Raw genomic sequence first — 21,913 nt, 5'->3', positions numbered from 1 at the left:
GACGATTCGATAACGCGCTCGCCGTCGCTACGGTATTACTGCGCGGAGAACTCCACCGGCACTTTCACCGCAGCGGCCACGGCCTTTCCGTTGTGCATGGCGGGCTGGAAACGCCAGTCATTGGCGGCTTTCAGCGCAGCACGGTCCAGGTCGCGGTTACCGCTGCGCTGGGCGATGCTGATCTCCGATGGCCTGCCCTGCGGATCGACCTGAACGTTCAACGTCACCGTGCCGCTGGCGCCTGCGCGCAAGGCGCTCGGCGGATATTTCGGCTGTGCCGTGCCGGCCATCAGCGATGGGGCACGGTTGGCGATCACGGGCTTCCTGATGGCTTCCTTGCGGGATGCCTCGGCTTTGGCGGCTTTGGCGGGTGGGACGCTGGCATCGGCCTGCGGTTGGGTGATGCCGGGTGTCGTGGTATCGGCGGTGATCGGGGCTTCGTTGCCGCGATGCACGCCAAACCACCAGACGCCGGCGACCAGGACGGCGGCAAGCAGCAACAGCCAGATCAGCGGATTGGTGGGTTTGTCCTGCTGCTGCTCGGCAGTGCCGTGCTGCAGCTCAGCGTCGATCTCGGTCTGCGATCGGGACATGTCGTGTCTCCTTGCGAATACGCCGGGTGGCGTGTGCGTTGGAGTGTCGGCAGCATTTCGTTCTCATGACGTGACATGCAGGTAAAACACGTCTGCACACGCCCGTGGGCGTTCAGTGTTGCGAAGCGATGTTCACGTACGCCGCAGCTTAGCGCTGCAGGTTGAACTCCACCGGGATGTCCACGCTGCCTGCGAGGGGCACGCCATCCTGTACGGCTGGCTGGAAGTGCCATTTGCGCACGGCCTCCATCGCCGCCCGATCCAGGTCACGCGAGCCACTGCGCTGGACCAGGGCCACGCCGCCGGGATTGCCCTGTGCATCGACCTGGACGCGCAACACGGCCGTACCGGTTTCGCCGCGACGAAGCGCTGCGACGGGATAGGTCGGTGGCGGACTCTGCCCATCGATGGGCAGCGGCGTGGCCCGGTCTGCCGAAGGTGCGGGCGGCGGCGTGTTCGTGCTGGGCGTGTTGGTGCCGTTGGCAGCGTTGTCCGGGGAATCTTCCAGCATCGGCTTGGGGAAGGCGCTGGTGTTGTCACCGGACTGCGGGGCATTGGCCTGGGCTTGCGCATCGGCTGACGGCGCTTGCATGCCGCTGGCATTGTCCTGCGCGGCCATCGGCTCGGGCAGGGGCTCGATCGCGGCGGCCTCACCGGTTTTGTCGGCTGGCTTCACGCTGTAGAAAGTGTCGTCCTTGCGATTGGCCAGGTAGACGATGCCGAACAGCAGCAACCCGGCTGCGAACGCCCCCAGTGCAATCCACAACGCACGATGCGGCAGGCGGAAGGTGAAAGCGCGGGGCGTGGCACGTGACATGGCGACTGGAGGGCGAGCAGTGGAGGCTGCGATTCTTGCACAGCCCACTGGCCCGATCCCGACCGCAAGCTGGCTGTGCGGGCGCCGACCGGCGGAAAAGGCGATAATCCCGGGCTCTTCCACGTGCGACCCGTCCTGACCCATGCTTGATCCCGTCCTGCTCCGTAACCAGCCCGCCGACCTTGCCCAGCGCCTGCGCGACACGCGCGGTTTCGAACTGGACGTGTCCGCGCTGGAATCCCTGGAAGCACGCCGCAAGCAGTTGCAGGTCCGCACGCAGGAGCTGCAGAACCTGCGCAACACCCGTTCCAAGGCAATCGGTCAGGCAAAGGCCAAGGGCGAGGACGTCGCACCGCTGATGGCCGAGGTCGCCGGCTTCGGCGAGGAACTCAAGGCCTCCGAGATCGAACTGGACGACCTGCGCGCGCAGATCGACGCCATCGCCATGGGCCTGCCCAACCTGCCGCACGCCAGCGTGCCGCCGGGCACCGATGAAGCCGGCAACGTCGAACAACATCGCTGGGGCACGCCGCGCACGTTTGATTTCGCCGTCAAGGATCACGTCGAGCTGGGTGCCCGCAATGGCTGGCTGGACGGCGACACCGCGGCCAAGCTGTCGGGCGCGCGTTTCACCGTGCTGCGCGGCCCGATCGCGCGCCTGCACCGCGCCCTGGCGCAGCTGATGCTGGACCTGCACACCGGTCCGCACGGCTACCAGGAAACCAATGTGCCTGTGATCGTCAATGTCGATTCGATGCGCGGCACCGGCCAACTGCCCAAGTTCGAGGACGACCTGTTCTCGACCGAGGTCAACGAAACCAAGCGCTATCTGATCCCGACCTCGGAAGTACCGCTGACCAACATCGTCCGCGACACCATCGTCGAGGACAGCGCGTTGCCGCTGCGCATGACGGCGCACTCGATGTGCTTCCGCGCCGAAGCGGGCAGCCACGGTCGCGATACGCGCGGCATGATCCGCCAGCACCAGTTCGAGAAGGTCGAACTGGTCGCCATCAGCCGCCCGGAAGAAAGCTACGACGAGCACGAACGCATGACCCGCTGCGCCGAGGTCGTGCTGGAAACCCTGGGCCTGCCGTACCGCCGCATGCTGCTGTGTTCGGGCGACATGGGCTTTTCGGCCGCCAAGACCTACGACCTGGAAGTCTGGTTGCCGTCGCAGGAGACCTACCGCGAGATTTCCTCGATCTCCAACTGCGAGGACTTCCAGGCCCGTCGCATGCAGGCCCGCTGGCGCAACCCGGCCACCGGCAAGCCGGAGGCCGTGCACACGCTCAATGGTTCGGGCGTGGCCGTGGGGCGCTGCCTGATCGCGGTGATGGAGAACTACCAGAACGCCGACGGCAGCATTGACGTGCCCGAAGCACTGCGCCCATACATGGGCGGAATCGATCGCATCGCCTGATCGGCGCGATTGACCCACGGGCGGGGAGGTGAATCCCGCCCGATTTGGTCCAAGTTCGTTGTGCCTGCGGGATGCGGGTGTTTAAATAGCCCGAATCGTTCCAGATTCGGGATGGCACCATGCAGGACCTCAACGACCTCTATTACTTCGCCATGGTCGTCGACCACGGCGGTTTCGCCGCGGCCGAACGCGCACTCGGCATCCCCAAGTCGCGCCTGAGCCGACGCATCAGCCAGCTCGAAACCGACATGGGCGTGCGCCTGCTGCAGCGCTCCACGCGCCGCTTCGCGGTCACCGATGTCGGCATGAGCGTGCATCGCCACGCCCAGACCATGCTGGCCGAAGCCCAGGCCGCCCGCGAAGTGGTGGACCGGCTCTCGGCCGAGCCGCGTGGCGTGGTCCGGGTCAGCGTTCCGGTCGCGGTGGCGCAGATGCAGCTGCCCAAGATCCTGCCGGCGTTCCTGGACAAATACCCCAAGGTTCGCCTGCAGCTGCACGTCAATAATCGCCGCGTGGACATCATCAACGAGGGCTACGACATCGCCCTGCGGGTGCGCGCCAAGCTGGACGACGACGGCAGCCTGGTGATGCGTAGCTTCGGCCAGATCCAGGAGCTGCTGGTCGCCAGCCCCAAGTACCTGCAACGCGCAGGCCGTCCGCAGACCCCGGAAGACCTGACCCAGCACGTGACCATGTCCATGAGCGAGGACGAAGCGCGCCAGCGTTGGGAACTGCACGGTCCGGAAGGCGAGGTCCGCCGCGTCGAGTTGCAGCCGCGCCTGGCCGGCTTCGACTTCCCGTTGCTCAAGGCGATGGCCAAGGACGGTTACGGCATCACGATGCTGCCGGAAACCGTGTGCGCCGATGCCGTGCGCAGCGGCGAACTGGAAGTGGTGCTGCCCGACTGGTCGTTGCCGCAGGGTATCTGCCACGCGGTATTCGCCTCGCGCCGCGGCCTGCTGCCGGCGGTGCGCGTGTTCATCGACTACCTGGCCGAACACCTGCCGCAGCAGATCGAGGACTCGCGCCTGGATTGTGGCGGCAAGTGCGTGGAGCGCCTGGTCGAACTGGGCCTGCGCCAGGCCTCCTGACCAGACATGCGTGCAGGGCAGTGCACCTGCACGTGTCACATGCGAGAATGCGACGCCCGGCGAGTGATCCCGGGCGTTTCGCTTTCCGGCAGCATCATCGGTGCCACCGGAGCAACCCGGAGAGATGGCCGAGTGGTTTAAGGCAGCAGTCTTGAAAACTGCCGTAGGTGCAAGCCTACCGTGGGTTCGAATCCCACTCTCTCCGCCAGATCAAAGAAGAAGGCCCCTGGGATCAGGGGCTTTTTTGTTCTGCGGTGTGTGCCGGGATCAGCGTCCTACGATGTCCATCAGGTGCGCGGGTAGCGTTCGCTTTGGACGTTGATGGGTGCTGCGGCACGCCCGATTTCCGCATGATCGATCAAGGCCAGTTCGACGTCCGTGCCGATGCTCAATAGAACTGCAGGTCGTCCAGGGCAAACCAGCCGGTGGCCAATGGCGCGTCGTGATGCAGGACGGCGACGGAGATCAGTTCGTTTGTCGACCAGGTTTGGGCCTGGTCGCTGCGGCTGGCTGGCTTGAGCTGGTCGAAGGCGATGCGTACGTGCTGCCACTGATCGCTTGCAGCCAGCGGTGCCTGCCAGCTGCCATGCAGTGTGTTGACCTGCAGCAGCAGGGCCCCGTGCCCGCGCACGTCCAGTTCGATGCCGTGGAAGGCAGCTGCCGAGACTGGTCGGATCGAACCCGCGGACAACGGCACGACCACGCCGGCTTCGGGTGTGTCGCTGGCTGACAGGCGCGTATTGACCGATAGCGCCTGGCCTGGTTTGTCGCCGCGTGGGACGAGTGCCGCGATTGCCTGGCTACGGCCCTGACCGGTTTCGCTCTGATAGACGCGCAGCGTGTCCTGGCTGGAGCGGCCGTCGCTGCGTTCGAAATCGTCGATGCGTGCGGCAGCCGTCAGCGGTGCCTGTGATTGCGCCAGGTTCGCAGACGGCCACGGCTGGCCGGCGGCATGGACCAGGCGGCCGTCGATCCAGGTCTGCTGGACCTTGTGCAGGTCGGAAGCATCGCGCCAGGGCTGGCCATCGACCAGTATCAGGTCGGCACGCTGGCCCTTGGCCAGGGTGCCGCGGTCCTGCGCCAGGCCCAGCACCTGTGCGCTGATGCGGGTGGCGCTGGTCAGCGCCTGGCTTGGGGACAGGCCGGACTGCACCAGCAGTTCCACTTCGTGCGCGGTGGACACGCCGTGGCGCGTGGCCGGCATGCCGGCGTCGGTGCCGACCGCGATCGGCACGCCGGCATCGAACAGCGCCTTGACGTTGCGCTGGGCCTGGGCGAAGCGCGCCCGGCGCAGTGCCAGTGCGGCTGCATCGGGCCGGCTGTCGGCAGGCTGGCCGGGTTTGATCGGTTCGTAGACCGCCAGCGTGGGAGCCACCGCGGTCCCGGCCTTGCGCAGTGCGGCCAGGGTGGCGGTGTCGATCGGTCGGTCCTGCGGGATGTGCGCGAGCACATCCACGCCGGCCTGCGCGGCCTGGTCGGCACGGTCGATGGTGACGGTATGGGTCAGCACCTTGAGGTGATGCGCATGTGCTTCGTCCACCAGTGCCGCCAGGGTGGGTTCGTTGACGCTGGCGTTGTCGGGCAGCACGCCGTAGCGCCAGCCGTCGTGGAAGACCTTGATCGCATCGGGCGCGTAGGGCAGCAGGCCCTGCACGACACGCCGCGCTTGTGCCGGGGTATCTGCCAGTGCGGTGGTGTGCACATCTGCCCAGTCGGCGCCGTGGCCATTGGTGGTGCCGATCCGCGCGACCAGGTTGACGTGCGGCGCGGCCAGTTCCTTGAGCCAGCTGCGCAACGGGGCGAAGGCTTCGGGCGCTTCGTTGAAGTCATTGACCGTGGTGACGCCGGCGGCCAGATAGGCCGCCGCGATCTGCGGCACGTGCTCGGGTTCGCCAGCGGGCGTCCAGTGCGTGTGCACGTCGATCAAGCCAGGCAGCAGCGCCTGGCCATGGGCATCGACGATCCGGGCACCAGCGGGCGCCTGCACATCGCGGCCGAGGTCGACGATGCGTCCTTCGGCAATCAGCAACGTGCCGCGGTAGGGCGCATGACCCAGCGCGTCGAAGATCTCGGCATTGACGATGGCGGTGATCGATGCGGCCGGCTTCGTGGCATCGGCCGCTGCCAGTGCCGTCACTGGAAGCAGCAGCAACAGCGCCCAGGGCAGGCGGCGACGCGGGAACCTACGAAGCTCAACCACGGCCGGCCTCCAATGCCTGGGTGGCCTGGGACAGTTCGGCGGCAGCGGCCTTGACTGCGGCGGCGGCTTCGTTGATTGCGGCTGCCGTGGCTTGTGCATCCCCGGTCTGGACGGCCTTGCGGATTTCAGGGAACGGCTCGCCGGCGCCGGCGTACAGCAGCGTGCGCGACTGCTTGCCCTTGCGCACGATGAAGTGCTGTTCCAGTACCGCCAGGTGGCGATTGGCTGTTGCCAGCTGGGCCTTGCCGACACGGCTGTCGAGCGTGTCGTAGGCCTGGTCGTATTGCGCAGCGGTCGTGTGCAGGGCGGCCACGGCCGCGCGCAGCGGCGTCAGGTCCAGTTGCGCCAGCCCGGCCGGCAACGGCGGCGGATTGCCGACATGCTTGGAAGGGTCGGCGGCCAGGCGATAGGCATCCAGTTCGAGCAGGTGCTGGCGCTGGCGGCGAGCGACTTCCTGCTTGGTGTTGTCGCGTTCGATCGCATCGACATAGCCGTCCAGTGCATCGGCCAGCTCGGCGTAATGCCAGGGCAGCAGGTCGGCATCGGCCACGCGTAGCAGCAGGTGGCCGTTGACCTGCGCCAGCGCCTGCAGATAGGCCATGCCCGGGTCGCCGAAGCGCTGGTAGTGCGCGTAGGTGTCGTAGGCGGAGTGGTAGATCGGCACGCTTTCCTCGTCGCCGTCGCGGTCATAGCCGAAGCGGCTGTGCATCGACATCACCCCGAGCTTGTGCACGAACGAACTGAAGTCCGATCCCGACGTCAACGGCTCCAGCAGTGCGTCCTTGTCCGGCGCCAGCACCGATGGATCGGCCTTGGCCGCATCGAAGGCCTGCTTGCCGCGCAGGCGCTGGGCGATGGACACGCCGGTCTCTGGATCCTTGATGCCGGCGGCGACCTGGTGCAGCAGCGTGGACATCGCCGGGCTGCCGCCGATGCTTAGGTAACCACGGCTGGTGGTGTCGCCATTGAGATAGAACACCACGCGCTTGGCAGTGCCGTCCGGATCCTGCTGTACGTGCCAGCGCGAGCCGAGCAGGCCAAGTTCCTCGCCATCCCAGCTGGCAAAGCGCAGGGTGCGCTTGGGTGTCCAGCCGGCGCGGTGCAGGGCGCTGATGGCCTGGGCTTCGGCCAGCATCGCGGCAGTGTTGGCCAGGGGATCCCAGGCGCCGAACACCCAGGCATCGTGATGTACACCGCGGATTACTTCCTGCTCCGGATGCTCGCTGCCCGGCAGGGTGGCGATGACGTTGTACAACGTGCGCCAGCCCCAGTCCGAGCGCGTCTTGACCCGCACCTGGGTCGAATCCTGGCCACCCAGGTGATAGGTGATGGGCAGTCCGCCCTGCCAGTTGGCCGGACCGGTCGGTCCTTGCAGCGCGCTGAGCAGCGGCTTGGCGGCGGCGTACGAAATAGCCAGCACCGGGCCGTTGAGGTTCTCCGGTCGCTTGTTCCTGATCAGCGCATCGCCAGCCTTGCGGTCCAGCGCGTCCTTGACGATCAGCGTGCCGCGTTGCACGCCGCGCTCCGGGCGCCAGGCGCCAGCCGGGTACACATCGCCCTTGGTGTAACCGTCTTCGATCGGGTCGGAGAAGATGATCGTGGCGACCGCACCGTGCTGTTCGGCCAGCAGCGGCTTGAACATGCGGCCCGAACCGGTCGAGCGCGCGATCACGATCTTGCCCTTGACGTCCACGCCGCGCCGCGCCAGTTCCTCGTAGTCGGCGGCGATGCCCTGGTTGACGTAGACCAGCGGGGCGGTGACATCGCCGTCGGGCGAATAGGCCTCCGCGCCGGGAATGGTGCCTTCGGTAATGGCGGTGCTGGCGTCGCCGGGGACCGGCGGCTCAGCCAGGTCGATCTCCTGCGCGTTCGGCCTGACCAGCTGCAAGTGCTGCTCCAGCGGGTAGGCCACCAGCGCCTCGAACTTTTCGGTGCGGACCTGGAAGCCCCATTCCTTGAAGCGGGCGGCGATGAAGCGCGCGTTCTCCAGATTGTGCGGCGAGCCCAGATGGTTGGGTGCGGAGGTCAGCTGTTGCAGCCAGGCATCGATCTGCGCCGGCTTCACTTGGGCATCGAAATCCGATTCCAGCGTGGCAAGGCGTTGGCCATGGCTGCCGAGAAAGCCATAAGGGGCATCCGCCGACGCTGTGTCGGCGGACGTGGCGGCCGCGATCGCGGTGGTGGACAGGCAGGCGGTCAGGCCGATGCCGAGCAGGCGGGCTAGCGAAGCGCGCATAGGTTCTCCATGGAACGAAAACAGGGGCGGGGGGGCGCGTCGCTGCCCCCCCCGGGGACATCACTTCCAGCTGTAGCCGACGCGCCCGTAGACGTAGCGGCCGCTCCAACTCAACGGCGAGTACAGACTGTAGACGTAGGCGCCGGTGGTGTTGTTGATCGCCGACACGCGACCCGGGCGGGTGTCGGTGATGTTGTTGGCACCGACGCTGAAGTCCCAGTTGCCGACGGCGTACTTGGCGCTCAGATCCAGGGTCCAGCGCGGGCCGAACCACTGGTCGTACTGCACGCCGCTGTTGCTGTAGGTCTTGTACCAGCCGTAGCGATTGACGTTGGCCGATGTCGACCAGTGCGAGTCGATGGTGTAGTCAAGCCCCAGGTCCAGTTTGGTACGTGGGTTGGAATCGCCAAGCATGCCGTAGCGCTCGCGGCGTTCCACCAGGGTACCGGTGATGCCCAGCTCGGACAGGATCGCCGGCGTGTCGTGGACCTTGGTCACCTTGTTGTCGTTGTAGGACCAGCTGAGCACCGTGTCGAGTTTCTGGCCATTGCCGAACGTCCAGCCGTACTGGTTCACCACTTCGACGCCACGGGTACGGGTGTCCACGGCATTGGTGAAATAGCGCACTGCGTCGTAGGTGGCGGTGACGCCGTTGGCGGCCAGGTAGTCGGCGACGGTGTCGCTGGAGACGTCCAGATTGGAGGACAGGTTGATGCGGTCCTTGATCTTGATGAAGAACGCATCGATCGTCAGGTACCACGGATCCAGCGGGTTGAGCACCAATCCCACCGAGGCGCTGCGCGAGGTTTCCGGTTTGAGCTGGGTGGCGCCGAGCAATTTCGCCACGGTCGAGTCGACCGGGAAGGTGCCGGTTTCAGTGAGTGCCGAGTCCACGTATTGGGAAGTGATCTGCGCGTAGTGCTCCTGCACCAGGGTCGGAGCGCGGAATGCGGTGGCCACGGTGCCGCGCAGCGCTACCCGTGGCGTGAAGTCGAAGCGGCCGGACAGCGAGCCGCTGGTGTTGCCGCCGAAGTCGCTGTAGTTCTCGTGGCGCAGGGCGAAGGCCGAAGACAGTCGCTCGGTGATGTTGGCTTCCAGGTTGAGGTATTCGGCCAGGTCGTGGCGGCTTCCACTGGCCGTAGCTGTCGCCGGTGATGCTGCCGCCGGCGCCGTACTGGCTGTACAGGTCGCCGGCGCTGATCTTGTCAGTCTGCTTCTGATACTCCAGGCCGAAGGCCAGGGTCAGCGGGCTGGCCAGCCAGGACACTTCGAAGTCGCGGCTCAGGTCCAGGTTGGCCACGTCCTGGGTGTATTTGTAGGTGGCGCCGGTGCTGTAGTACGGCGTCCAACCGTAGTCGTTGTAGTAGTCGGCATTGATGCCGACGAACGTGGACTGATAACTGTTGTAACCGTGGTTGAGCGAGAAATCGTAGCGCCAGCCATTGTCGAACTGGCCCTTCAGCCCGACCACGACCGACAGGTCGGCGATGGCTGGGTGCGACAGCGGCAGGTAGCCGTTGGGATAGATCGAGATCACGTTGTTGCTGGCGGTGGCGTTGCGGTAGACCAGCGCGGTCTCGTCGTGGTCGCGCCGCAGTAGCGCGAAGCCGTACAACTGGGCGGCGTCACTGAAGTCGTATTCGCCATTGAGGCCGAGTTTGTTGGAGCGCACTGCCGGGTCGCCCAACCGCGCGGTCTGCTTGCCGTAGGCCTCGGTGCCGACGGACTGGCTGGACAGGTTGGGGCCGGCGTTGTTGCTGTAGTCGTTGTCCTGGAAATCGGCGCTGACGCGCAGCCAGCCTTTGTCGCCGAGCGTGAAGCCGGTACTGCCCGACAACTGCCGGTGCAGGCCGTCGCCCTGGCTGTAGCCGCCATAGCCGACCGAGACACTGCCGCCCTTGGCACCCTTGCGCAGAATGATGTTGACCACCCCACCGATCGCGTCCGAACCGTAGCGCGCCGAGGAGCCGTCGCGCAGCACTTCGACCCGTTCGATCGCCGCGATGGGAATCGCGTTGAGGTCGACCGGATTGGAGCCACGGCCGATGGCGCCACCATTGTTGAGCAGCGCGCCGGCGTGCTGGCGCTTGCCATCGATCAGTACCAGCACCTGGTCCGGCGACAGCCCGCGCAGGGTCACCGGCTTGACCGTTTCCGAGCCGCTGATGGTGACCGGTTGCGGAAAGCTCAATGAAGGCACCAGGCGCGACAGCGCCTCGGCCAGGCTGGAAGCGCCGGTCTGCTGCAGGGCATCGGAGGAGATGATGTCGATGGGCTGCAGCGACTCACTGGCCGTGCGCTCCTTGCTGCTGGTACCGGTGACGATGACCGTATCCAACGTGCGTGAAGCGGTGTCACTTGCCGCATCGGATGCGGCTTGTTGTGCGCCGGCGGGTAGCGCCATGCCGAGGCTGGCGAACAGCGCCAGGTTGAGCGCAGTGATATTGCTGGTACGGAAGATGTTCACGTGGTTCCCCAAAAAACGATGGCTCTGGATTCGGTCGTGGCCAGGGCTGGAAGGCCGCTGGTGGCACGACGACAGCGAGGATGAATGTCATGCACATCCATCGAGCCGGCAAGGTGGTCGCATGTTGATCGCCGGAATTCCCGTGCATCGCGTGATGTCCGCATTGCGGACTGCGTGATCGGGGCAATGGAGGTGCCGCGTCATTTGAGCATCCGGATTCCGTTGACAGAACCACGTATCGCGACAGTGCGCGGTCAAGTTCGGTCATGCATATGACGATGCGCAATGAACATCTGCGCATGCGCAAAGGCTGCGTAAGTGACGCACTCGTACGTGATCGATCGATGCCTGCTGATGTGTTGAATGATGGCGTTGCGTGTCGGGATCGGCGAAGCGATTCGAGTCGTTCTGGTGGGTAACTGCGCGGGCGAGGCGGGCTTCACGCGACCTGCGAGGCTTGTTCACCAAGCTGCGCCATGAGACCGGTCAATCAACGTGCCGGTGGCGAGGGACGGATATGAAGCACATTCTTTTGGATCTGGCGATGCCGTGGTGGGAGTTCGTGCTGCGCGCGGTGGCGGTCTACGTGGTGGTGCTGCTGATGGTGCGCATGACCGGCAAGCGGGCCCTGGGCCAGAGCACGCCGTTCGATGCGCTGGTCATCGTGTTGTTGGGCACAGCTGTGCAGAATTCGTTGATCGGCGAAGACACCTCGCTGCTTGGCGGATTGTTGCTGGCTGCGGTGCTGCTGGCCTTGAACTGGATGGTCGGTTTCGCCACTGCGCGCAGCAAGAAACTGGATGTGCTCGTGCAGGGCAGGCCGGTGGTCTTGGCGCGCGATGGCTGTATCGACTGGCAGCAGCTGGTGAAGCGCAATGTGAGCTACGCCGATTTCGAAACCTCCAAGCGGGCGGCTGATTGTCGCGATGATGTCGAAATCGATCTGGCAATCCTTGAAACTTCGGGCCGCATCACGGTTCTGAAGAAACGCGGCTAGGGATTGGCTTGCCGTGCCCCAAGGGCGGGGTTAGGCTCCGGCCGGGGATGGAACTGCGGCTGACAGGGGGATAGCAGGGATGACGATTCGGATTTTTCTGGTGGATGACCACGCGCTGGTGCGCACGGGCCTGAAGATGATTCTGGCCGGCCAGACCGACATGGAAGTGGTCGGCGAAGCCGACAACGGCGAGGATGCGCTGCCGGCCATCCGCAAACTCAAGCCGCACGTGGTGTTGTGCGATCTGCATCTGCCAGGCCTGAGTGGCCTGGACGTCACCGAACGCATCGTGCGTGGAAATTTCGGTAGCCGCGTGGTGATCGTGTCGGTGCTGGAAGATGGCCCGCTGCCCAAGCGATTGCTGGAAGCCGGCGCCTCGGGCTATGTGGGCAAGGGCGGGGATGCCACGGAGCTGTTGCGTGCGGTTCGTGATGTCTCCAGGGGCAAGCGTTACCTGGGGGCCAATGTTGCCCAGCACCTGGCCATGTCCGCGGTCAGCGATGAGGCTTCACCGTTCGACGACATGTCACCGCGTGAATTGGAGGTGGCGATGCTGCTCATCCAGGGCCTGCGCCAGGAAGATATCGCACGGCGGCTCAGCCTGAGCCCCAAGACGGTGAGCACGCACAAGACGCGGCTGTTCCAGAAGGCACAGGTGACCGATACGGTCGCGCTGGCCCGGTTGGCCGCGCAGTACGGCCTGGTCGATCCGGCGAAGGTGGTCTAGGCACTGGCGCCATCTTGCAGCAACCGTCGAGTGCGACATGGACGATTGGGGTCTTCCGCACAAAGATTGCGATTAAAAGAAAAAGGCGGCCGATGGCCGCCTTTTTCCTGGTCCGTACTCCAGGCGCGATGCCTGGATCGGTCGCAGCGCCTGTGATCAGGCGCTGCGTTCGCCGTCGTCGGGCTTCTCTGCTGTGTCGTCGTTGTTGGCTTCACCTTCGCCTTGTGTCGGACGCGGTGCGGCCACCGGTTCGAACAGGTGGCGCGTCACCGAACGTGGCGTGTCCGCGTCGGCAGTGAAGAACAGCGAACCACCCGTGGCAGGTGCGGCCGGTTTCGGCTTGGCCGGTGCGATGGTTTCGACGTCTGCCGGTGTTCTGGCAGCCTGCTCGGCTTCGACCTGGGCCACAGATGGCGCGACGTCGGCTTCCACCAGCAGGTCCGGCTGTGCCGCGACAGGCGCTTCCTGCGTGACGGCAGCCGGCACGGTATCGGAGGCGGCAGGTTCGGAGGTCACGACGGGCGCAGCCTGGATTTCGCTGGCGACGGTTGCGGCCGGCGGCGGTTCGATGCTGGCCGGCGCGATTTCGGCCGGCGCCTCGCTCGTGTAGCGCTCGGCTGGCTCGCTCTTCGGCACGGCCGACGTGGTCGGCGGCGTCACTTCGGCCACCACGGCAGGGGTGATCGGCGCGGCTGACACGCGCGGCGGCACTTGGGCGGCCGGCGCTTCGACAGCAGCTGCTTCGACAGCGTGCACCTCGGTGGCAGTCGCTACGAGGACTGGCGCAGTTGCTTCAACCGGCGCGGGTGCGGCGGTTTCGACGGTAGCTGCTTCAGCGACGACGACCGTTGCACTGGCCGCGGCGATTGCGGTGGTGCTGGTGGCATCGGCCTGCTGGGCGCGTGGCCGGCTCGGCTTTGCGACGGTTGGTTCCGCATCGTCGAAGTCGAATTCGGGCTGCGAGGAGGAGGGCACGACGCCTGGTTCCTCGTCACCGCCAAAATCAGCTTCGCCCTGCTCACCCGTAGTGCCGGCGTTCTCGCCATTGCCACGACGACGGCGACGGCCGCCGCGACGGCCGCGACGACGGCGCGGGGTGCCGGTTTCATCGACACCGTCGGCCTGGTTGCCGTCGCCGTCCTGATCATCACCTTCATCTGCGTCGACATCGGACTGCGCCTGGGTGTTGTCCTGCACGACCGGCGGCTTGTCCTTGCGCGGTTCGGCAGGTGCCTCGGCTTTGGGCTCCTTCGCCTGTACGGGTACCTGCGGCTGGACCGCAACCGCTGGCTGCTGGGCGACGTCCTGTTCCTGCTGGATCGCAGTCAGCGCTGCGGCCGCAGCCACAGTCTCGACCGCGACCTCTGCTACGGGCTTCTGCGATTCGCGTGGCGGCTTGGGACCGCGACCACCCTGCTGCTGGCCCGGATTCTGGCCATCGTTCTGCGGCCTTGCGACCTTCGGCTGCTGGTTCTGCTGCTTCTGCTTGGGCTGCTGCTCGCCGCGATTGCGTGGTTGCTGCTGGCCGTTGTTGTTGGCCTGCGCCGGTGTGGCGTCCTTGTCCTTGTTGCGGCTGTCGCGGTCGCCACGGCGCTGCTGGCCGCTCTGCTGCTGGCCGCCGCGGGCGTTGTTGCCGCCCTGGTTGCGGCCACCTTCGCGACGCTGCTGGCTGTTGCCGTTATTGCTGCCACGGTCTGTCCGGGCTGGACGCGCTTCACTGCGCTGCGGTTGAGTCGGCGCCGGGGCAGGCGCTTCGGCGCCACCGAACACGCGCTTCAGCCAACCGACCACGCCACCGGGTGCTGCGGTGACGACTGGCGTCGGAGCGCTCGGGGCAGGTGCGGCTTCGACCGGCGCGGGCGCTTCGCGTTCCTGGCGGACCGGGGCAGGCGCGGCGTGCTTGACCGTGGTCACGGCCGGCGCAACCGGGATGTTGAGCTGGGCCTTGGTCAGGGCATGCACCGGCAGCTTGCGCGGGGTGCCGCGCTGGTAGCTGGGCTTGGTCGACTCTTCGCCGAGCTCGTTCTCGCGCAGACGGGTGACTTCGTAATGCGGCGTGTGCAGCTGCTCGTCGGCGACGATGATGATCGGCGAGTCGTGGCGCTGCTCGATCTCACGCAGCGCGCTGCGCTTTTCGTTGAGCAGGTAGTTGGCGATTTCCAACGGCGCCTGCACCAGGACCTGCCCGGTGTTGTCCTTCATCGCGTGCTCTTCGGCCACGCGGATGATCGACAGCGACAGCGATTCGACGCTGCGCATGCGGCCGTGGCCATCGCAGCGCGGGCACACGATCTGGCTGGATTCGCCCAGGCTCGGACGCAGGCGCTGGCGCGACATTTCCATCAGGCCGAAGCGCGAGATCCGGCCCAACTGGACGCGGGCGCGGTCGTACTTGAGCGAGTTCTGCAGGCGGTTTTCGACTTCGCGCTGGTGCTTGGTCGAGGACATGTCGATGAAGTCGATCACCACCAGGCCACCCAGGTCGCGCAGGCGCAGTTGGCGGGCCACTTCCTCGGCCGCTTCGCAGTTGGTGTGGAACGCGGTTTCCTCGATGTCGCCGCCCTTGGTGGCGCGGGCCGAGTTGACGTCGATGGCGGTCAACGCTTCGGTCTGGTCGACCACGATCGAGCCGCCAGAGGGCAGGCGCACGTTGCGCTCGTAGGCGCCTTCGATCTGCGATTCGATCTGGAAGCGGTTGAACAGCGGGATGTCGTCGGTGTAGTGCTTGAGCTTGCGCAGGTTGTGCGGCATCACCTGCTGCATGAACTCCTGGGCGGTGGCGTAGAGCTCCTCGGTGTCGACCAGGATCTCGCCCACGTCCGAACGCAGGTAGTCGCGCAGGGCGCGCACGATCAGGCGCGACTCCTGGTAGATCAGGAACGGCGCCGGCTTGGCCAGGGCGGCCTCGGCCACGGCCTTCCACACGCTCAGCAGGTAATCCAGGTCCCACTGCAGCTCTTCGGCGTCGCGGCCGACGCCCGCGGTGCGGATGATCACGCCCATGTCGTCGGGGATGGTCAGCGCGTCCATGGCGGCTTTCAGTGCGGCGCGGTCATCGCCCTCGATCCGGCGCGAGACGCCGCCGGCGGTGGGCGAGTTCGGCATCAGCACCATGTAGCGGCCGGCCAGCGAGATGAACGTGGTCAGGGCGGCGCCCTTGTTGCCGCGCTCGTCCTTGTCGACCTGGACCACCACTTCCTGGCCCTCGCGCAGCAGTTCGCGCAGGCCGGCCTTGTTGTGGTCGACGCCGGACTGGAAGTAATCGCGGGAGATTTCCTTCAACGGCAGGAAGCCATGACGCTCGGCGCCGTAATCGACGAAGGCTGCTTCCAGGGAAGGCTCGAGCCGGGTGATACGGCCCTTGTAGATGTTGGACTTCTTCTGCTCTTTGGACGGCTGCTCGATATCGATGTCGTAGAGCGTCTGGCCGTCGACGATCGCCACGCGCAGCTCTTCGGCCTGCGTGGCATTGATCAACATACGTTTCATTGTTGCGTTCCTCGCGCTCTACCGCGCGACAAACGCCATGGCGTTCTTGCCTCTGGAACGTTCGGCCGCCCCTCGCGCGCAGCGCGGGTGGGGCGATCTGGAGCTTCCAGCGCTTCGACACCACGGCGAGCCGCGGGAGCGCTTGTTGTTGCTATCGGTGTTGCGGGACCGTCGGCTGCCCGGCCATCAGGCCGGAATGCCGCGCGGGACGTGTTCAGCTCGGATGTCTGACGCACCCGGCGGGTGTCGGGGTCTGCCGGCGAGCCGCTAACATGGCCATCCCGAGGACGGTGGTCGCGTACTGTGCCGGGCTTCGCGAGGAAAGCTGGGCTTCTGGCCCGTGATGCAACTTCCCTGCGAAATCAAACCCTTATCTCGCAAGCCGAGTGTAACAGACAAGATGGACAAATGACTGCACCCCCACGCTCCGAAAATCCCCCCGCGCGCAGCACCGTCCGCACTGTGGTGGTGCCTGAGGACCGCGAGGGCCAGCGGCTGGACAATTTCCTGCTGGGCCAACTCAAGGGCGCCCCCCGCAGCCTGGTCTACAAGCTGGTCCGCAGTGGCCAGGTGCGGGTGAACGGGGGCCGGGCCAAGGCCGAGCGCAAGCTGGTGGCCGGGGATGAGGTGCGGGTGCCGCCGGTCAACCTGGACGAAACCGGGCCCGGTTCAGCTCCGCCGGCTGGTTTTCTCGCCCGGATGGAGGCGGCGATTGTGTTCGAGGACGCGCGCCTGCTGGTCATCAACAAGCCGACCGGCGTGGCCAGCCATGGCGGTAGCGGGATCAGCCATGGCGCCATCGAGACCATGCGCGCCCTGCGGCCCAACCAGTCGCTGGAACTGGTCCACCGCCTGGACCGGGACACCTCCGGCCTGCTGATCCTGGCCAAGAAGCGCTCGGCCCTGACCGAACTCCAGGCCTTGCTGCGCGAGGATGCCGGTCCGAACAAGGGCATCCGCAAGCGCTACCTGACCCTGCTGACCGGGCGCATGCCCGACGGCACCATGACCGTGGACGCGCCGCTGCTGGTTGGCCTGCGCCAGGGCGGCGAGCGCCACGTCCAGGTCAATGACGGCGGCAAGCCCAGCGTCAGCCACTTCAAGGTGCTCGAACGCCGCGGCGGCCAGTCCTATTGCGAAGTGCTGATCGAGACCGGCCGCACCCACCAGATTCGCGTCCACGCCCAGCACATCGGCCACGCGGTGGCCGGCGACGACAAATACGGCGATCCGGAAGCCAACAAGCGGTTGCGCGAGCAGGCAGGGCTGAAGCGGCTGTTCCTGCATGCCGCGTCGCTGGAATTTTCGCTGGACAGCGGCCGCACGCCTTACGTGCTCAACGCGCCGTTGGCCGATGACCTGGCCGCGGCGTTGGACGCGCTGGCCTGACAGCCAACGCGTTGCCCGACATCCTTATGGCTGCGCCGGCTTCTTCTCGTCCAGCGAGAAGCACGCATCCGGGCGAACCTGCGGCGGTGGGAAGTTCACCGGCACGTTGATGGTCTGGGCGACCGGCTGGCCGCCACGGGTGGCGGCCTTGAACGTCCAGGCCTTCACCGCGGTGACGGCGGCATCGTCCAGCGCGTCGTTGCCGCTACCCCGGAACACGATGACGTCGGTCGGCACGCCCTCGGTGCCGACGGTGACCTTCAGCGTCGAAGTGCCGCCATTGCCGTTGCAGGCCGCGTCCATCGGGTACTGCGGCGGCGGGGTTTCCACGGCGGTCAGTTCGGTCGCGATGGGTTCGGCCGGGGCTTCGGCTTCGGGCTGCTGGCTGCAACCGGCAGCCAGCAGGACGGCGGACACGCACAGCGCGCCGCGCAGGGAAACCAGCAGGTTGGAAACAGTGTTCATTGATTGGGTTCCAGTGCCTGCGCCTTCGCGGCGCAGATGAAGTCGTTCTCGCTCAGGCCGCCCACGTCATGGGTGGAAAATCGCACCACGACCCGGTCGTAGTGCACGCCCAGGTCCGGGTGGTGGTCTTCACCATGGGCGATCCAGGCCAGCGCGTTGACGAAGGCGAGGGTGCGGTAATAATCGGGGAATCTGAACGTGCGGATCAGCGCCTTGCCCTGTTCGGATAGCTCCCAGCCAGGCAGTTGCGGCAGCAGTTCGGCCACCCGCGCCTGTCCCAGGCGGTGTTCGGCACCGCTGCGCGGCAGGCAGTGCGCGGCGGCAAGCGGAACGAGATCGGACATGGGAGGTCTCCTGCGGGCGGGCGTGATGCAAGGGTGCCGGGTGGCTGAACGTAACATTCCCCACCGTGACCACACTGTTCTGACCGGTCGGCGGCGGGGTCGGTAGAATACGTCCATGATCCAGATCTCCGACACCGCCCAGACCCATTTCCGCAAGCTGATCGAACGTGAGGCCAGCGAAGGTCTTGGCGTGCGCCTGAGTGCGGTCGATCCCGGCACGCCGCGTGCCGATGCCCGGCTGGAATTCGCCGAGCCGCGCGAACTGGCCGGCGACGAATGGGCCGTGGATTGCGACGGCTTCACGATCTATGTCGATGCGGCCAGCGTGCCGTGGCTTGATGGTGCCGAGATCGATTACGTCACCCAGGGCACCGGTAGCCAGCTGACCATCAAGGCGCCACACATCAAGGGCAAGGCGCCGGCCGAAGGCGCGTCGCTGGTCGAACGCGTGCGCTGGGTCGTCGAGCATGAAGTGAACCCGCAACTGGCCTCGCATGGCGGCCGCGTGGCGGTGCAGGAAGTGACCGGCGATGGCGTGGTGTTCCTGCGCTTCGGCGGTGGTTGCCACGGTTGCGGCATGGCCGATGTCACCCTGAAGCAGGGCATCGAGAAGACCTTGCTGACGCGTGTCCCCGGCGTGACCGCGGTGCGCGATGCCACCGATCACGACACCGGCGCCGCGCCGTACATGCCTCGCGACGCCGCCTAAGCATTCGCTGCCCCGGTGACGACTGCCACCGAGATCATCGCGTTCCTGCTGCCGCGCAGGCCCAGGCCCATTGTCGAAAAAACCACGGGATTGCCGCATGGCTGGGGCATCTGGCTGCGTAATGCCCCGCAGCGCCATGGTCGCCTCACCTATGAGCCGATCGATGCGCTGATCGCCGAGCTTGCGTTGCGTCCGCGCCCGACACCAGCCAGGGTCGTGCCGATGACGCGCTGGCGCGCGTTGCGCTCGCTGCTGTGGCAGCACTGGGACCCGCCGCCGCGCGAGGAACGCGGTACGCGCTGGCTCGGTGGACTCGGCAGCCTGCTGCTGCACCTTGGGTTCCTGGTGCTGCTGCTGTTGGTCAGCCTGATCACCATGCCCAGGCCGGCGGAAGAGGCCGACGGCACGCGTGTGCAGCTGACCCTGATCGGCCGTGGCACCCAGGGCGAGGGTGGCGGTGCGGGTCCGCAGACGCCGGAAACCGGCGCGCAGGCCGCCGCCCCTGCAACCGCGTCGAAAGCCACAAGCCAGCCACGCCGCGCAACGGCTGCGTCGACCACGCCTGATGCGCCGACGGCCGAACCTGCTGAAGCCCAGCCCGCGCCGGCCACGCCGCCGCCACAGCCTGAAGTCGCTGCGCAGCCAGCACCGGCAGAACCTCAGCCAAGGCCCGAGCCGCCGCAGCCCGCGCCCGCCGAACAGCCGTTGCAGGTCACCGAAACGCCGCAGCCGACCCAGGACTTCGTGTTGCCACCGGTGACGCCGCCCCAGATCCAGCTGCGCGTGCCGCAGATCCAGATGCCGCAGACCGCTGCACGTGTCCGCGAAGTGGAGATCGTGCAGGACCAGCAGCCGGTGGCCGTGCAGCAGGTCGCGCCGCGACCCATGGATGCGCCTGTGGTGCCACAGGCGCAGGTGCGCCAGCGCGAAATCCCAATGCCCGCACCGGAGGTCACCGTGCAGGCACCGGCGCTGCGGCCGATGCGCGCCACCGCAGCGGCGACGGTGCAGCTTCAAGGCAGCCAACCGACGCAGGCGCGGATACGCGAGATTCCGACACCGGATGCACCGGCAGAGGCGCAAGCCAGCGCCAGGGCGCCTGAGTCGCCAGCCTCGCAATCGACCTCAAGCAGCGCCCAACCTGCCGCTGCCCAGGCCGAACAGGGGCGTGCCGCGCAGAACTCCAGCAACACCGCCAGCACCGGCGCACCGCCGTCGCCGATCAGTGGTGGCAACACTGCCGGCAGTATTGCCAATACGCCGGGCGCGGGGGCCAGCCCCAGCGATCGCCTGGGCACGCCGGGCCCGAAGACCGCCGATGACTGGGGCGCTTCCAGCCAGGTGACGCCCGGCAACCAGGCGGGTGCGGGTGAAGGCCTGAAGGGGCTGTTCAATGCCGATGGCAGTGCGAAGTTGCCTGGCGATACGGCCGGCGGCCGGACGGTCAAACCCGGTGTCCCCGGTTCGCGCCAGCAGGCCAGGATCGATGCCGACCGCGCGGGAAAATGGCTGGAACGCCCGGCGTTCGGCTACGAACCCACGATGTTCGACAAGTACTGGATTCCCGGCGGCTCGCTGCTGCAGGACTGGGTGCAGGCCGGCATCAGCGAGATGGAGATCCCGATCCCCGGCACCAGCAAACGCATCAAGTGCGTGGTCTCGGTACTGCAGGCCGGCGGCGCCTGTGGTTTGTTCGATCCGAACATGAACGAGCAGCCAGCCACCGCGCGTCCGCCGCCGGAGATTCCGGTCAAGCGCACGCCGATCCCGGAAGGCAGCTGAGTGCGGCGGCATCGTTCCGTGGGCCGGGAACAGGCGAACGGGATATGAAAAAGGGCCGCAAGGCCCTTTTCATTGCATCGACGCGGCAGAGAACCGCCCGTCAATCCAGACCGTGCAGGTCGCGCAGCTCACCCTTGCGCGAGGCGAAGTAGGCCGCCAGGTTGGCGATGTCCTGGTCGCTCAGGTTGGCTGCCTGCGGCGTCATGAGTGCCTGTTCGCGGTCGCCCGTGCGGTAAGCCTGCAGTGCGTGCGCCAGGTAGTCGGCGTACTGGCCGGCCAGGTGCGGGTAGTTCGGTGCGATCGGCTTGTTGCCTTCAGCACCGTGGCAGTCGACGCAGCTCTGGCCGGTGGCCTTGCCTTTTTCCTGTGCCTTTTTCTCGCCGGCGGCGATGTTGCCCGGCGGCAGGCCGGCCGACGAGCCGCTGCCGTGTTCGCCACTGGCATGGCCGGGGTCGGTCGCTGCGGTGTCGGTGGTTTCGATCTTGGAGCAGGCGGCCAGGGCCAATGCTGCGGCCAGGGCAAGGGTCAGACGCGGAACGAGGACGGCGATGCGCATGGTCGGCTTACTTCAGGCTGGACAGGTAGGCGGCCAGGTCGGTGATGTCCTGGTCGGAGAAGCTCTGGGCCTGGGCCTGCATCGTTGGATGCTTGCGCTTGCCGGCCTTGTACTCGGTCAGTGCCTGGACGAGGTATTCGCTCGTCTGCCCGCCGATCCGCGGCACGTGGTAGTTGGGGTAGGCGTTCTTGTAACCGGTGACCCCGTGGCAGCCTTGGCAGGTGTAGGACAGCTGCTTGCCGGTTTCCAGGTTGGCCACGGGCGCGGCGGGTGCCGGTGTGGCGGCCGGGGCTGGAGTCGAAGCGGGTGGGGCGGGTTCCTTGGCGTCCTGGCGGGCCTGGCTGGCGGGAATCACGCCAGTGAGCAGCAGGGCGAAACAAGCGGCGGACAACAGCGGTCGCGTCATGTTGTGTTCCGAGATTTGCGCGCGTCCCGTCTCATCCGAGGCGCTTGGCTTGGGGCGAGTATAGCCTGCCGTTCAGCCTCTCCGGCAAGGCTGCCGCCGGGAAAAAATTGACGCGACGCAACAACTTACGTGCGTTTCGAGCCTGCGGGAGCGCATCACTCCCGTGTGTCGCGTGCCGACACGGGATGACGCAGGTCACCATGACCTTCGGCGCATGGCGTT

The 21,913-nt window shown here is 66.6% G+C and carries 17 protein-coding genes, 1 tRNA gene and 1 pseudogene; 8 read left to right on the top strand and 11 right to left on the bottom strand.

Going from position 1 to position 21,913, the window contains the following annotated elements:
• Positions 1-35: 35 nt before the first annotated feature.
• On the bottom strand, positions 36-593 hold the full coding sequence (locus O8I58_RS04035; protein WP_298320897.1) for an energy transducer TonB: 558 nt from the start codon (positions 591-593) through the stop codon (positions 36-38).
• A gap of 148 nt (positions 594-741) precedes the next feature.
• The gene (locus O8I58_RS04030) at positions 742-1,410 is read right to left on the bottom strand and encodes an energy transducer TonB (RefSeq protein WP_298320895.1); all 669 of its coding nucleotides are present in this window, start codon (positions 1,408-1,410) and stop codon (positions 742-744) included.
• A 142-nt stretch (positions 1,411-1,552) separates the two neighbouring features.
• On the opposite strand from O8I58_RS04030, the gene serS reads away from it, so the two are divergent.
• The 3 genes from serS (at position 1,553) to O8I58_RS04015 (ending at position 4,132) form a co-directional block, all read left to right on the top strand.
• Positions 1,553-2,833 (top strand): serine--tRNA ligase, encoded by a 1,281-nt coding sequence (gene serS / locus O8I58_RS04025; protein ID WP_298320894.1) that lies wholly within the window; start codon positions 1,553-1,555, stop codon positions 2,831-2,833.
• A gap of 119 nt (positions 2,834-2,952) precedes the next feature.
• Entirely contained in the window at positions 2,953-3,924 is a 972-nt protein-coding gene (locus tag O8I58_RS04020; protein ID WP_298320892.1) for a LysR substrate-binding domain-containing protein, read from the top strand.
• Positions 3,925-4,042: 118 nt separating this feature from the next.
• Positions 4,043-4,132, top strand: a tRNA-Ser gene (locus O8I58_RS04015).
• Between the two features lie 180 nt (positions 4,133-4,312).
• Here the strand turns inward: O8I58_RS04015 and O8I58_RS04010 are convergent.
• From O8I58_RS04010 to O8I58_RS03995, 4 genes and pseudogenes are all read right to left on the bottom strand, one after another.
• The gene (locus O8I58_RS04010; protein WP_298320890.1) at positions 4,313-6,124 is read right to left on the bottom strand and encodes an amidohydrolase family protein; all 1,812 of its coding nucleotides are present in this window, start codon (positions 6,122-6,124) and stop codon (positions 4,313-4,315) included.
• A complete protein-coding gene (locus O8I58_RS04005) occupies positions 6,117-8,360 on the bottom strand; it encodes a M28 family peptidase (RefSeq protein WP_298320888.1) in 2,244 nt (747 codons plus the stop codon). The genes O8I58_RS04010 and O8I58_RS04005 overlap by 8 nt, the downstream gene beginning before the upstream one ends.
• Before the next feature lie 60 nt (positions 8,361-8,420).
• Positions 8,421-9,476 carry a TonB-dependent receptor domain-containing protein gene (locus tag O8I58_RS04000; protein ID WP_298322713.1) on the bottom strand — a complete coding sequence of 352 codons (1,056 nt, stop codon included), beginning with the start codon at positions 9,474-9,476 and terminating at the stop codon, positions 8,421-8,423.
• Positions 9,477-10,347: 871 nt separating this feature from the next.
• Positions 10,348-10,764 (bottom strand): annotated as a pseudogene (locus O8I58_RS03995) (TonB-dependent receptor plug domain-containing protein); the annotation flags it as partial.
• A gap of 580 nt (positions 10,765-11,344) precedes the next feature.
• Between O8I58_RS03995 and O8I58_RS03990 the strand changes: the two are divergent.
• Together O8I58_RS03990 and O8I58_RS03985 are read left to right on the top strand one after the other, a co-directional pair.
• Positions 11,345-11,824, top strand: a complete 480-nt coding sequence (locus O8I58_RS03990; RefSeq protein WP_298322710.1) for a DUF421 domain-containing protein — start codon at positions 11,345-11,347, stop codon at positions 11,822-11,824.
• A gap of 79 nt (positions 11,825-11,903) precedes the next feature.
• Entirely contained in the window at positions 11,904-12,551 is a 648-nt protein-coding gene (locus O8I58_RS03985; protein WP_298320886.1) for a response regulator, read from the top strand.
• A 156-nt stretch (positions 12,552-12,707) separates the two neighbouring features.
• Here O8I58_RS03985 and O8I58_RS03980 read toward each other — a convergent pair whose 3' ends face one another.
• The gene (locus O8I58_RS03980; RefSeq protein ID WP_298320884.1) at positions 12,708-16,040 is read right to left on the bottom strand and encodes an Rne/Rng family ribonuclease; all 3,333 of its coding nucleotides are present in this window, start codon (positions 16,038-16,040) and stop codon (positions 12,708-12,710) included.
• 408 nt (positions 16,041-16,448) lie between these two features.
• On the opposite strand from O8I58_RS03980, the gene O8I58_RS03975 reads away from it, so the two are divergent.
• Positions 16,449-17,429: an RluA family pseudouridine synthase gene (locus O8I58_RS03975; RefSeq protein WP_298320882.1), complete on the top strand. Its 981-nt coding sequence runs from the start codon at positions 16,449-16,451 to the stop codon at positions 17,427-17,429.
• A 24-nt stretch (positions 17,430-17,453) separates the two neighbouring features.
• Here O8I58_RS03975 and O8I58_RS03970 read toward each other — a convergent pair whose 3' ends face one another.
• Together O8I58_RS03970 and O8I58_RS03965 are read right to left on the bottom strand one after the other, a co-directional pair.
• A complete protein-coding gene (locus O8I58_RS03970; RefSeq protein ID WP_298320880.1) occupies positions 17,454-17,894 on the bottom strand; it encodes an energy transducer TonB in 441 nt (146 codons plus the stop codon).
• Entirely contained in the window at positions 17,891-18,238 is a 348-nt protein-coding gene (locus O8I58_RS03965; RefSeq protein ID WP_298320878.1) for a 4a-hydroxytetrahydrobiopterin dehydratase, read from the bottom strand. Before O8I58_RS03965 ends, O8I58_RS03970 begins: the two co-directional genes overlap by 4 nt.
• Positions 18,239-18,353: 115 nt before the next feature.
• On the opposite strand from O8I58_RS03965, the gene O8I58_RS03960 reads away from it, so the two are divergent.
• Positions 18,354-18,947: an NfuA family Fe-S biogenesis protein gene (locus O8I58_RS03960; RefSeq protein ID WP_298320876.1), complete on the top strand. Its 594-nt coding sequence runs from the start codon at positions 18,354-18,356 to the stop codon at positions 18,945-18,947.
• A gap of 15 nt (positions 18,948-18,962) precedes the next feature.
• On the top strand, positions 18,963-20,729 hold the full coding sequence (locus tag O8I58_RS03955; RefSeq protein WP_298320875.1) for a hypothetical protein: 1,767 nt from the start codon (positions 18,963-18,965) through the stop codon (positions 20,727-20,729).
• A gap of 100 nt (positions 20,730-20,829) precedes the next feature.
• Here the strand turns inward: O8I58_RS03955 and O8I58_RS03950 are convergent, their stop codons facing one another.
• Together O8I58_RS03950 and O8I58_RS03945 are read right to left on the bottom strand one after the other, a co-directional pair.
• Positions 20,830-21,285 carry a c-type cytochrome gene (locus tag O8I58_RS03950; protein WP_298320873.1) on the bottom strand — a complete coding sequence of 152 codons (456 nt, stop codon included), beginning with the start codon at positions 21,283-21,285 and terminating at the stop codon, positions 20,830-20,832.
• A 7-nt stretch (positions 21,286-21,292) separates the two neighbouring features.
• Positions 21,293-21,691, bottom strand: a complete 399-nt coding sequence (locus tag O8I58_RS03945) for a c-type cytochrome (RefSeq protein ID WP_298320871.1) — start codon at positions 21,689-21,691, stop codon at positions 21,293-21,295.
• Positions 21,692-21,913: the final 222 nt, after the last annotated feature.

Source organism: Pseudoxanthomonas sp., assembly GCF_027498035.1.
Lineage (GTDB): Bacteria > Pseudomonadota > Gammaproteobacteria > Xanthomonadales > Xanthomonadaceae > Pseudoxanthomonas_A.
Note: the sequence above shows the minus strand (reverse complement) of the source record. Positions and strands in the feature narration are given on the sequence as shown.